The sequence below is a fragment of the Prevotella communis genome (genome assembly GCF_022024115.1).
In the GTDB taxonomy this organism is placed as follows: Bacteria; Bacteroidota; Bacteroidia; order Bacteroidales; family Bacteroidaceae; genus Prevotella; species Prevotella communis.
This window is the reverse complement of sequence record NZ_CP091792.1, coordinates 2,451,741-2,463,999: the sequence shown is the minus strand read 5'-3', so window position 1 is coordinate 2,463,999 and position 12,259 is coordinate 2,451,741. Positions and strand designations below refer to the sequence as shown.

The 12,259-nt window shown below is 45.5% G+C and carries 13 protein-coding genes; 7 read left to right on the top strand and 6 right to left on the bottom strand.

From position 1 onward, the window contains the following. Nucleotides 1–19 precede the first annotated feature (19 nt). Nucleotides 20–1,309 carry a histidine phosphatase family protein gene (locus tag L6468_RS10295; protein WP_237793171.1) on the bottom strand — a complete coding sequence of 430 codons (1,290 nt, stop codon included), beginning with the start codon at nt 1,307–1,309 and terminating at the stop codon, nt 20–22. A 124-nt stretch (nt 1,310–1,433) separates the two neighbouring features. Between L6468_RS10295 and L6468_RS10290 the strand changes: the two genes are divergently transcribed. Further along, entirely contained in the window at nt 1,434–1,832 is a 399-nt protein-coding gene (locus tag L6468_RS10290; protein WP_143005714.1) for a hypothetical protein, read from the top strand. A 4-nt stretch (nt 1,833–1,836) separates the two neighbouring features. Here L6468_RS10290 and L6468_RS10285 read toward each other — a convergent pair whose 3' ends face one another. The 4 genes from L6468_RS10285 to cobU form a co-directional block, all read right to left on the bottom strand. After that, nucleotides 1,837–3,189, bottom strand: a complete 1,353-nt coding sequence (locus tag L6468_RS10285; protein ID WP_237793170.1) for an aldo/keto reductase — start codon at nt 3,187–3,189, stop codon at nt 1,837–1,839. A 93-nt stretch (nt 3,190–3,282) separates the two neighbouring features. Continuing rightward, entirely contained in the window at nt 3,283–4,131 is an 849-nt protein-coding gene (locus L6468_RS10280) for an adenosylcobinamide-GDP ribazoletransferase (protein ID WP_091817981.1), read from the bottom strand. Continuing rightward, nucleotides 4,106–5,155: a nicotinate-nucleotide--dimethylbenzimidazole phosphoribosyltransferase gene (gene cobT, locus L6468_RS10275; protein ID WP_237793169.1), complete on the bottom strand. Its 1,050-nt coding sequence runs from the start codon at nt 5,153–5,155 to the stop codon at nt 4,106–4,108. The genes L6468_RS10280 and cobT overlap by 26 nt, the downstream gene beginning before the upstream one ends. Nucleotides 5,156–5,158: 3 nt before the next feature. Next, entirely contained in the window at nt 5,159–5,680 is a 522-nt protein-coding gene (gene cobU, locus L6468_RS10270) for a bifunctional adenosylcobinamide kinase/adenosylcobinamide-phosphate guanylyltransferase (RefSeq protein WP_091817984.1), read from the bottom strand. Nucleotides 5,681–5,818: 138 nt separating this feature from the next. Here cobU and L6468_RS10265 point away from each other — a divergent pair, with 138 nt between their 5' ends. Both L6468_RS10265 and L6468_RS10260 read left to right on the top strand, forming a co-directional pair. Continuing rightward, the gene (locus L6468_RS10265; RefSeq protein WP_237793168.1) at nt 5,819–6,595 is read left to right on the top strand and encodes a Nif3-like dinuclear metal center hexameric protein; all 777 of its coding nucleotides are present in this window, start codon (nt 5,819–5,821) and stop codon (nt 6,593–6,595) included. Between the two features lie 71 nt (nt 6,596–6,666). Continuing rightward, entirely contained in the window at nt 6,667–7,530 is an 864-nt protein-coding gene (locus tag L6468_RS10260) for a zinc ribbon domain-containing protein (protein ID WP_091817988.1), read from the top strand. 11 nt (nt 7,531–7,541) lie between these two features. On the opposite strand, the gene L6468_RS10255 is transcribed toward L6468_RS10260, so the two are convergent. Then, complete coding sequence (locus tag L6468_RS10255) at nt 7,542–7,988, bottom strand: type I restriction enzyme HsdR N-terminal domain-containing protein (RefSeq protein WP_091817990.1); 447 nt, start codon at nt 7,986–7,988, stop codon at nt 7,542–7,544. Between the two features lie 50 nt (nt 7,989–8,038). Here L6468_RS10255 and holA point away from each other — a divergent pair, with 50 nt between their 5' ends. The 4 genes from holA (at nt 8,039) to L6468_RS10235 (ending at nt 12,214) form a co-directional block, all read left to right on the top strand. Beyond that, a complete protein-coding gene (gene holA / locus L6468_RS10250) occupies nt 8,039–9,067 on the top strand; it encodes a DNA polymerase III subunit delta (RefSeq protein WP_091852928.1) in 1,029 nt (342 codons plus the stop codon). A gap of 834 nt (nt 9,068–9,901) precedes the next feature. Beyond that, on the top strand, nt 9,902–10,411 hold the full coding sequence (locus tag L6468_RS10245; protein ID WP_091817993.1) for a helix-turn-helix domain-containing protein: 510 nt from the start codon (nt 9,902–9,904) through the stop codon (nt 10,409–10,411). 97 nt (nt 10,412–10,508) lie between these two features. Further along, nucleotides 10,509–11,318 carry a dihydroorotate dehydrogenase electron transfer subunit gene (locus L6468_RS10240; RefSeq protein ID WP_237793167.1) on the top strand — a complete coding sequence of 270 codons (810 nt, stop codon included), beginning with the start codon at nt 10,509–10,511 and terminating at the stop codon, nt 11,316–11,318. Continuing rightward, the gene (locus L6468_RS10235; RefSeq protein WP_237793166.1) at nt 11,306–12,214 is read left to right on the top strand and encodes a dihydroorotate dehydrogenase; all 909 of its coding nucleotides are present in this window, start codon (nt 11,306–11,308) and stop codon (nt 12,212–12,214) included. Before L6468_RS10240 ends, L6468_RS10235 begins: the two co-directional genes overlap by 13 nt. Nucleotides 12,215–12,259 lie beyond the last annotated feature (45 nt).

Here is a 12,259-nt window from a genome sequence, read left to right as displayed (position 1 = left end):
TTATGTATTCTTAAAATCTTTATTTCTCCTCTTTAAATTTATCAAGTTTGTTTGTCCAGTATTGTCGCAGGTCGTTCCACTTGTAGTAGAACGGCGTTTCAGTGGCAGCAACAGGCAGTGTTACTTCACGCTCATTGAGCAGTGCCTTTACCAGAATGTCGCCTTCACCCTTCTTGGGCTTGTAGAAGATGAGTTGGATGTTGCAGGCCATGGGGAAAATCTTGTAGTTCTGCCATTTCTTATCCAGTTCGTTGAGATTATCGATACTGGCATTGCTATTGCCTAGTTCCATCAGACAAGCCAAAGGCATCACGCATACCTCATGACCAAAGCGCATGGTGGCTTGCGGCTTTCCAAGTGCCACGCAGGTGTCGGCTGTCTCGATGATGTTTCTTAGCAGGTTGTACTGACTGAAGGGCATCTTATTGTCCGTCATGGGCGAGTTGGCATAGCGCACATACCAACTGGCATTTGCGATGCACCACTGATCATAACGCTCCTCTTCGGTGAAGAGATAGAGCATGTCAGGACCGTCGTCGTGGCTCTGCATGTTGATGACCATCTCATAGAGATTGCGCATCAGCGAGCCCTGACGTACGCTGTCGGCTGCCCATTTCTCGTCGTTAAACAGCACCTTCATCAGTCGCTCTGGGTGCGTCTTGCTGTCGCTGAATTCATTGAGCTTACTCCAGTCTATATGTCTGTTGGCCTCTTTCACCTTACCTTCATGTCCCTGATTAAGATAGTACTGCAGGCTCTCGCTGACGTCGTTGTGGATGCGAGCGGTGGGGTTGGCAGCCATGAGTTCCTCGCATTCTGCTATCATTGACAGAATGCAGCGTGTAACCACTGTGCTGCGAGCATCAATAGCCAGATTCTTCGTCAGGAAAATCTCAGGGAAATGCTGTGCTATGCGTTTGCCGATGCCATGGTGCTGACGCTCACCAACGGTGGTCAGGTCGCCCAGACGCTTGTTGGTCGTCTTGTTGAACGTCTCCAGCAATTGCAGCGCTTTCCTGCCCTCGGCAGTCAGTTTTCCCTGCTCATTGGCCTTACGAAGTGGGCGCAACACACGTTCGTAATCGTCCTTACCGATAAGCCAGCGAGAGCCGTGGCGTCCGTAGTGGGTGAAATAGAAAGGTACGTAGCCCTTTGGCGCCTTCGTATAGTTGAAGTTTGGTAACTGGCGGTCGTAATCCAGATAGTTTGAACCTGCCAACCAGGGGTTGACTTTGATTTCTTCACGGGCTGTCTGGGCTGTAATGGTCAAGGTAGAGCCCAACAAAAGGATGGTTAATATTTTTTTCATACGTTTTGATGTTTTAAGTTTTATGGTCGCAAAATTACTAAAAAAATGTCAAAGGTCAAAGTAATTAGTGTATAAAGTTGTATATTTGCACACAAAATGGAAAAATTGAAAAGGTGAAAAGATTATGAAAAAAATATCACTGACTATCATAGCTCTGATGATGCTGACCACAGTTAGCGCTCAGACTACCCAGAAGAATGATACCCTGCAATTTATGACAGCATATCGCCAGTTTGCGGCTTTTGTGGAGAAACAGCCCACGTTTACCAAAACGATGGCCGACTCGCTCATTGCGCGCCAGGACACGCTGATGAAACAGTATCGCCAGATTAAGCCACAGCTCACAGGTAAGCAGGTTGAGGAGTATAACAAGCTAAAAGGTCGCTTTACAAAGAAACTTCTGTCTTATCGTGGTGACCGTTTGGGCGAGGGCCTCGAGGCAACTGGCGACAGTATAGCAAAAGCCACCGGCAGGGTAGGTAGTGCTGTCGGCGGCTTCTTTAAAGGGTTGTTCTCAAAATAATCGATTAGCGTTTTCGCAGCGTCTCAACGATGCGAGCCATCTGATTGGGAATGCGAATCTGTTGTGGACATTTTGACAGGCAGACTTCGCAGTCTTGACAGCGTGATGCCCATTTCTTGTCATCAGGCAGTGCTTTCTTGTATTCGTCAATAAAGGCTTGCTGACGCTTGGCATAGTCGGCTGCTTCCTTGTGTGGTAAAGGCAGCAGGTGAGTGTTTACTGCCTCATTATAAGCTGCAAAGTTGCCTGGGATATCTACGCCATACGGGCAAGGCATGCAATATTCGCAGGCTGTACAAGGGATGGTGGGGATGCCTGACATCTGGTCGGCAATCTCGGCTAGGAGTATGTTTTCCTGTTCGGTGCAGGGATCCAATGGTGAGAAAGTCTTAATATTATCCTCCAAATGGTCCATGCGATTCATGCCACTTAGTGTGGTCAGTATGTTGTTGTGGCTGCCCACCCAGCGGAATGCCCAGCGTGCTGTGCTGTCGTCTGGATGAACGGCTTTCAACTGATCTGTCAACTCCTGTGCCATGCGTCCGAAGGCACCACCACGAAGGGGCTCCATCACCACATTTTGTACCCCTAATTTCTCGCATTTTCCATAGAGATACTCTGCATCTGCATCAGCACGACGCCCACCACGCATAGAGGCGTGACGCCAGTCGAGGAAGTTCATCTGAATCTGCACGAAGTCCCAATGATACTCATCCTGATGATCCAGCAGCCAGTCAAAGTCGCGTACATCGCCATGATAAGAGAAACCAAGATGCTTGATACGGCCTGCCTCACGTTCCTTCAGTAGGAAGTCGAGTATGCCATTGTCAAGAAAGCGTCCTTTTAGTGATTCCATACCGCCACCAATAGCATGCAGCAGGTAGTAGTCGATATGGTCAACCTTCAGGCGTTCCATTGACTGCTCGTACATGGCTTTAGACTCCTCAAATGGCCATGTGCGTCGGTTCTGGTTTGACATCTTTGTGGCCACGTAGAACTTCTCCCTGGGATGACGGGCCAGAGCGTTACCGGTGAGTACCTCCGACTGTCCGCCCATATACATTGGTGCTGTGTCGAAATAGTTCACGCCATGCTCTATGGCATAGTCAACCAAGCGGTTTACCTCGTCCTGATTATTAGGCAGGCGCATCATACCAAAGCCCAGTAATGAGATTTGTTCGCCTGAGCCGTGTTGCACGCGATAGGTCATACGGTTCTCCACCGTTGTCTTATCTTTCTCTTTAGCTAGAACATTCAGGGGCTCCATGGCCATCAAGGCCATAGCAGAACCAGCTCCAAAGCCCAGTCGCTTCAGAAATTGCCTGCGATTCATGTCCATTTGTTCTTTCTTAGTCATAAATAATATGGGTGTTTAGTTTTTAGTTGCACGTAAAAGTGTTTGCAAAGATACAAAAAGTCGGTTGGATTGCAAAAGATTTCTTTCTTTTTTTTATTGGTTGACTGCAACAACAAGGTAGAAACTCAATTCGATGAGCAGGAAAAAAGCACCGCAGCAGTCTCCTGTATAGCCACGTAGGCGATGCCATACAAAGCGATAGAGGAAATACATGGTGATGCATGGTATGAAGAGCAGCCACTCCCAAGAGAGTTGAGAGTTGAGAGTTGAGAGTTGAGAGTTGAGCCAGACATAGATGCCTAGTGGAAGCAGCCCCTGCAGGGCAAGAAGCAGACCGGAAACGATACTCATGCGACGATAGATGGTGTGAGCTTTTGAGGTTTCTTCTGTACGCGCATATGGCATCATCTGCGTGAGTTGGGCGCCCAACATTTTTGCGTAGGGGTCAGCAGCCAGTACGGTAAGGGCAGCTATGAGTGGCGTCATACTATAGAGGCAGAGATAGAGTAGGGCGAGATAGAGGATGAGACTCAATACACCATAGGTACCTATGTGGGAGTCCTTCATGATGGTGAGGATGCGCTCACGATTGCTGCCACCGCCACCAAAGCCATCAAAGAAATCGGCCAGTCCGTCCTCATGGAGAGCACCAGTTATGAGGATGCGGGCGATGATGGCGAATAGAATTGATAATGGGTAACTGAAAATTGATAGTTGGGGGCCGAAATAGAGGATGGCTGCCATTACGCCACTTGTGAGCCAACCTGTGAGTGGCCACCATTCCACCACAGAGTTGTAGCACTGACGAGGAGGCTCGTGGAGACGCCAGAAGGGCAGACGTGTGAAGAAAATGAAGGCTGCCCAGGGACGGTCATACCATCTTGCCCCCAGGGAGGACCTTGGAGAACCGTGGCTGTTAAAAGTATTTTGTGATGTTTGCATTTTGAAAATTGTTCATTTCGTTAATCATACGTACTGCGGAATCCACGATGGGGTAGGCGCAGAGTGCGCCTGTGCCCTCGCCCAGCCGAAGACCGAGGGTTAATAGGGAATTGGCTCCCATGGCGTCAAGCATGCGCTTATGGCCGCTCTCGTCGCCACAGTGGGCGAAAATCATGAAATCCTTTACTTCGGGGCGTAGTTGGATGGCAGCTAGTGCACAGGCCGTCATGATAAAGCCATCAACAAGGATGATCATGCGAAGCTCTGCTGCACGCAACATAGCACCGATAGCAGCCACCATCTCAAAGCCACCGAAGTAGGCTAGAATCGTGGGGATGGGGCTAATGGGCTGAATGGGTTTTATGGGCTGCCTATTAGACCCATTAGACCCATAAAACCCAGCTATCGCCTTTGAGAGAACCTCGTATTTATGGCGGATACCGTCGTTGTTGAGACCAGAACCAGCCCCAATGCATTCCTCCAACGGGATGTTGCAGAAGAGGTGCATCCAGATACTGGAAGGTGATGTATTGCCGATGCCCATCTCGCCGATACTCAGGATGTTACAGCCTTTTCCTTTGCAGGCGTCAACTAAATCGGCACCCACTTTGATGGCTTGCTGATATTCGGCTTCGCTCATAGCGGGCTCATAGAGGAAATTCTTAGTGCCTCGAGCTATCTTACGATTGAGGATGCCAGGCACCTGCGAAAGATCATAGTCCACGCCTACGTCGACGATGCTAAGGTCGAAACCGTGTTGCCGAGAGAACATGTTGACGCCACCACCTCCATGTGTGAAGTTGATCATCTGTTGCCAAGTGACCTCGCGAGGTGATACACTGACCCCCTCGCGTTCAATGCCGTGGTCCCCGCCTAAAAGAAGGTGACAAGGATGGTTAAGGCGTGGCTCTAGTGTTTGTTGAATCAGGCAAATCTGCAAAGCCAGTTCTTCAAGACGCCCCAAAGAACCTTTCGGCTTGTTCAGATTGTCTATCTTGTGTTGTATCTCGTCTTTAGTTATCATTACTTATTTGATTTTTACCGCTATTCCTGATACCATGAGTATCACCTCGTCGGCTTTTTGGGCAATATATTGGTTCATCCAACCTTGCAGGTCAGTAAACTTGCGCTGCAAGGCATTCTCGCTCACACCGCCAAGTCCTATTTCGTTGGTGACGAAGATGAAGGTGGCTTCTTGACTGGTGAAACGGTCAAACTCGATTTTTGCAGATTCGAGGATTTCATCAACAGAATTGCTGGGCTCATTTTCTTTTGCGAAGAATAGATTGGTGAGCCACAGAGTGACGCAATCAATCAAGACTACGTGACCTGATACATCATGACGACAGAGGAATATTTCTTCTTCAATATTAGTCCATTCGGGGCCGCGTCGTTCCTGATGACGGCGCACGCGTTCGCGAAACTCGTCGTCCCATATATGAGCCGTAGCCATATAGATGGGATTGGGACTCATTTCGAGCGCCATTTTCTCGGCCTGCATGCTCTTCCCGGAGCGCTGCCCACCGGTGATAAGAATCAGTTTTTTCATCGTTGCAAAGATACGATTTATTTGGAAAATGGACAAATGAAAAGCGCTTAAATTGTTAAAGAAGGGTAAAAATGAAGTTGCGAAGCGTTTTTCTTACGAAAAAAGTTGTAACTTTGCAACCGAAAAGCGACTAAAAGCGTGAAAATAGAACAAGTGCTGAGCGCCCTTGAACAGTTCGCGCCCCTGCCGCTGCAGGAAAGTTGGGACAATGCTGGCCTGCAGATTGGATTAACAGAGGTGGAGGTTTCAGGGGCATTATTGTGTCTGGACGTGACTGAAAAAATCGTCGATGAGGCCATCGCCAAAGGATGTAATTTGGTGGTGAGCCATCACCCGTTGCTCTTCCGTGGATTGAAGCAGGTGAGCGATGCGAACGATGTCCAGCGCACAGTACGAAAGGCTATCAGGCACGATGTCTGTGTTATCTCCATGCATACCAATATGGATAATGCAATGGGAGGCGTGAACTTTAAAATCGCTGAGAAACTGGATGCGCGGGTTCATACAGAAACCACGGAGAGCGCAGAAAGCAAGCAACCGATGGTGATAGCAGAACTGCCGGAAGCGATGGAGGCAAGGGCTTTTATCGCGCTGGTGAAGGAGAGATTTGACGTGAAGTGTGCACATTGCAATGAGTTACTGACACGTCCTGTGAAGAAAGTGGCTATCTGTGGTGGCGCAGGCGATTTTATGTTGGATGAGGCTATTGCCAAGGGTGCTGATGCCTTTATCACAGGCGAGATGCATTACCATGTATTCTTTGGTCATGAGCAGGAGATTCAAATCTGCGTCATCGGTCACTATGAGAGTGAGCAGTTTACCTCGGAAATTTTTAAAGAGATTATTCAAAGGGAATGTCCTGGTGTGCGCTGCGAGATAGCAGAGACAATCACGAATCCGATTTTTTATTTTTGACGTGATAACGTAATAACGAGATTACGGAACAACGAAATAACGAGATAACAATATAAATTAATAAGAAAATTATGGCAAAGAAAGATCCTACAGATTTGTCAGTAGAAGAGCGTCTGAAAACCCTCTTCCAGTTGCAGCAGGCCCTGTCGGCTATCGACGAGAAAAAGGCTTTGCGTGGTGAACTTCCCCTCGAGGTTGAGGACTTGGAGGCAGAAATCGAAGGTTTGAATACGCGTATTGAGCGTATTGAGAGTGAGATTGGAGAGTTCGACCGTGCTATTTCTCAGAAAAAAGGTGAGATTGTTGACGCTCAGAACAGTGTTGAGCGTTACAAGCAGCAGCTTAACGAGGTACGTAACAACCGTGAGTACGATACCTTGTCAAAGGAAATTGAGTACCAGAGTTTGGAAATCGAACTTTGTAACAAGAAAATCAATGAGGCTCAGCACCGTATCGCTGAGAAGCAGGAAGAGTTGCAGAGCAACCAGAACATGCTGCAGGAAAAGCAGGGCGACCTGGATCTGAAGAAGAGCGAGCTTGACGAGATTATGGACGAGACGCGCGCAGAGGAGGAGAAACTGAAGGAGAAAGCTCACGAACTGGAGGCAAAGATTGAGCCACGTCTGCTTACCTCTTTCAAGCGTATCCGCAAGAATGCCCGCAATGGTCTGGGTATCGTATACGTGCAGCGTGATGCTTGTGGTGGTTGCTTCAACAAGATTCCACCCCAGCGTCAGTTGGATATCAAGATGCATAAGAAGGTTATCGTTTGCGAATATTGTGGACGTATTCTGATTGATCCGGAGCTGGCTGGCGTTAAGACTGAAAAGCCTGCTACCGAGGAGAAGAAGACTACACGTCGTCGCGCTACAGGCGCAAGTGTTCGTAAGACTTCTAATTCAAAGAAGGCTACCGATGCCAACGATATGATTTAAGCGGAATTTGTTTATAGTTCTGTATAATGGGGAATATCCTGTAAAAAGGTATATTCCCCTTTTTCGTAGTCCATGCGGCAACAGTAATGCTGTCGGCCGTTGGAAACGATGAGGTAATCTACATGGAGCAGGAAATTATAGACCGTAATCTGATTAAAAACACGTTGCGTGATGGCAATCTCAGGGGCTTTGTACTCAATAATCATCCTTGGACGCAGCTCTTTATTATATAATAAGGTGTCGCAACGCAGTTTCTTGTCACCAATCTTTTGTTCTACTTCGTTAGCCAGCAGCCCCTTGGGATATCCTTTCTGTTCTATCAGAAAATGCACGAAATGCTGGCGTACCCATTCCTCGGGCGTCAGAGACACGTAGCGGCGACGCAGGAAGTCGAAAATCTGACGACGTCCGTTCTGCTCACGCAATTTTATTTCGTATGGAGGTAGGTTTATTTCCATTTATTTTGTACCTTTGCACTGCAAAGATACAAAATATCTGGCAATGAACAATGGCAGAAACTAAAAATGTGAGCTATAGTAGCATTATGAAGGAGTTACGGAGCGGACAATATCGCCCTGTTTACTACCTTATGGGCGAGGAATCGTATTATATCGATAAAATATGCGATTATATTGCTGAGCATGTCCTACAGCCTGAAGAGCGTGATTTTAATCAGACCATCATGTTTGGTTCGGATGTGAATGCGTCGCAGATTGTTGATGCAGCACGTCGCTATCCGATGATGGCCGAGCGACAGGTTGTTATCGTAAAAGAGGCGCAGAATCTGAAGAATACTGATGCGCTTGAGAAATACCTGAAACAGCCTTCAGTAACCACAGTCTTGGTTATCTGTCATAAAAATGGTAAGATAGATGGTCGCAAACGTGAATATGTGAAGGCTATCCAGCAGGCTGGTATCTTGTTTGAGAGTCAGAAAGTGAAGGATCGTGACCTGCCTGCTTTTATCGAAGAATTCGTCAAACAGAAAAATGCTAGCATAGATCCCAAATCTACGCAACTTATCGCTGATGCTATTGGGTCAGATTTAAGCCGCTTGGTGAGTGAACTGGAAAAGGTGCTTCTCGGTTTGCCAGAGGAGAGCAGAAGGATTACTCCCCAGGTTGTGGAAGATAGGATAGGGGTGAGCAAGGATTTTAATGGTTTTGAATTGCGCGATGCTATCGTGAACCGAAATGTGTACAAAGCAAATCAGATAATCAATTATTTTGACAAGAATCCAAAGGCTGGTAGTATCTACTCATTTCTCCCAATGCTCTTTAATTACTTCCAGAATCTAATGATCGCATTTTATTCGCCAAATAAGGGCAGTCAGGAGGAGGTTGCAGCCTGGTTAGAATTGCGATCTTCGTGGGCGGCGAAGGACTATATGACTGGCATGAGAAATTTCACTGCAATGAAAACGATGCAGATAATTTCTAAACTACGCGAGATTGATGCCAAAAGTAAGGGCCTGGATAACCCAAATACCCCTCCAGAAGAACTGATGAAAGAACTTATTTTTTACATTCTGCACTAAAAACGCTATTTTTTAGCCGCTAGAATATCTAGAACAAGCATCCGGGTAGGGTGCTTTTTTTGGCTCTAGATGCCTTAAAATAGGGGATTTACACTGAAATAACTACCCTCATATTTTTAAAATTTTCAGCTTCTTGAACGCTCGTCCAGAATTTTTTAAGCATTTGATTCTTGCGAATTTTTGCCTCTCTCAGATTTACCGTTAACGTTTATTTTGGTTTAAAAACGCGTACTTTACAAGATTAAAATTTTCAAAGTGTAAATATGTAAAGATGATATATATATTTTAAAATGTAAACTTATGGATTTTAAAATACTAAAACTTTAGGTTTTAAAATTTTAATCTCGGTATTCGATATTATAAATGTATATTTATAATGCTTTATACGTTTAGATATAACATATTATAAATCAAATAGATATGATTTAATTATTAAAGTGTAGTATGCAAATTTAAAGCAATGGGTACAATTCGTGAATTTTTAGTAATCCCTTTGTTCTTAGGCCATATTTATAGGATTTAGACCTTTAAATCTATGAATACAGGACTTGTTGTTATGGCTATATACATGCATAATATTGTAAATACCAATAAATTATAAAGAAATTGTAATATTTTTGTTTATGCTCTTTACATCCTTATACTTTAAGTTTATGAATCTTAATCAAGAAAACTTTCAGTTATTGCTTTGAATTTACAAATATGAAAGTAAATATTTAAACTTTAATATTATAAATTCTTCTTTAAAAAGTTGCATAATCCAATTTTTTGCTTTACCTTTGTAAACTGAAAAGAAAACCGCCTTTTTAGGCTCCAAAATGACTTGATTAGTATATGAAGGATAGAATCAGACAGATCATGGAGGCGCAGCACATGACTCAACAAGTGTTTGCTAGTGCCATCGGAACAACTCCAGCAACCCTAAGTGGTATCTTCAATGATCGTACTCGCCCTACTATTAACATCATTGAGAGTATCAAAAAGAAATTTCCTGACATTAGCCTTGAATGGTTAATGTTTGGTATTGGAGATATGTATCAACAGTCTCCTACCCCCTCAGGAGATCAAGTTGCTTCCACAGATGATGGGGTTTCATCCCCTCAAATTGGTCAAGAGCAAGTCTTGGATTTTGACACAAACAGTTCCGTTATCCCTCAATCTGCCAATTTTAGGCCTCAAATGGGGCATTCTACACCCTCTTATAATAATGGTGTACGAAATACACGGTCAGAAATTGTACGTGAAGAGATAAAAATAGTTGACAAGCCTTTACGCCATGTCACAGAGATACGCGTTTATTATGATGATCAAACGTGGGAGAGTTTTGTACCGGCGAAGAAGTAGAAATATGAAGGAAGCGAATGAGATTATCGTATCATTCGTTTCCTTTTTTCTTTTTTTTGTATTACCTTTGCACCCAGAATTATATAATAAGGTGTAAATGAAAAAGTATATCCTAGACTTGACAGTACGGTCTGTGGAGCGTGTTCACGAGCGCTATGTGTTGATAAAGTTAACTCAGCAGGACGCTTTTCCTCCCATGAACCCTGGTCAGTTTGTTGAGGTGCGTGTAGACGGTTCCGCTTCTACTTTCCTGCGCCGTCCTATTTCCATTAATTTTGTAGATAAAGAGAAAAACGAGTTGTGGCTGCTTGTCGCTACTGTTGGTGAAGGCACAAAAACGCTGGCAAAGATGAAGCCTGGTGACAAGCTGAATTGCGTGCTGCCACTGGGTAATGGGTTTACGATTCCCTGCGACCGAATCGTGGGACACAGGATGTTATTGGCTGGTGGCGGCGTTGGCGTGGCTCCTCTTCTTTATCTTGGTAAGTTGCTCAAGGAACAGGGTGTTGATATTACGTTCCTGCTTGGAGCCCGCTCTGTAAAGGATTTGCTGATGCTCTCTGAGTTTGAGAAATATGGTCGCGTATTAGTAACGACAGAAGACGGTTCTATGGGTGAGAAGGGTTTTGTTACCAATCATAGCGTGCTACAGAAGGAATCATTTGATATGATTCAGGTATGTGGTCCTACACCTATGATGAAGGCCGTGGCTCGTTATGCACGTGAAAAGGACATTGAGTGCGAGGTATCCCTGGAGAACCTGATGGCCTGCGGATTAGGCGCCTGCCTGTGCTGTGTGGAGAAAGTTAGAGTCGACGGAGATGCGTCTACCACGGAGGCAACGAATGTGTGTGTATGTAAGGATGGTCCCGTATTTAATATAAAGAGATTGTTATGGCAAGATTAGAAGTAAATATTGGGGCTCTGAAAATGAAGAACCCTGTGATGACTGCCTCTGGTACGTTTGGCTATGGTTTGGAGTTCCAGGATTTTGTAGATCTTAAAGGTATTGGTGGTATCATTGTGAAGGGTACTACACTGAAACCTCGTGAGGGCAATGACTATCCGCGAATGGCAGAGACGCCACAGGGTATGTTGAACTGCGTAGGCCTGCAGAATAAGGGCGTGGATTATTTCTGTGAGCATATTTATCCCCAACTGTTGCCTACGGAGGGCAATTATATTGTGAATGTCAGTGGTTCCTCGCCAGAGGATTATGCAGAGTGTGCTGCTCGTGTGGATGCGCTGGAGCATATTCCTGCTATCGAGTTGAATATCTCGTGTCCTAACGTGAAGGATGGTGGTATGGCCTTTGGTGTGACTTGTGCTGGAGCTGCCAGCGTGGTAAAGGCTGTTCGTAAGGCTTACCATAAGACGCTGATTGTCAAACTATCACCCAATGTGACGGATATTACAGAGATTGCCCGTGCAGTAGAGGCAGAGGGAGCCGACAGCGTGAGCCTTATCAATACGCTGATGGGAATGGCTGTTAACATAGAGAAACGTTGTAAGACACTTTCTATCGGTACAGGTGGACTGAGTGGTCCTTGCGTAAAGCCTGTGGCTCTGCGCATGGTTTATCAGGTGGCTAAGGCAGTGAAAATACCTGTTATTGGTCTTGGTGGTATCAGTACGGCAGAGGATGCCATAGAATTCCTGATGTGTGGTGCTCGTGCTATAGAGATTGGAACTGCTAATTTTCTTGATCCTGCAGTGACAATAAAGGTACGTGATGGTATCAACGATTGGCTTGATAAACACGGTGTTGCCGATGTGAACGATATTGTAGGAGCTATTCAGTAGCTCCTATTTTTTTTAGCCAAAGATTATAGACGTTTTCTCTAATAT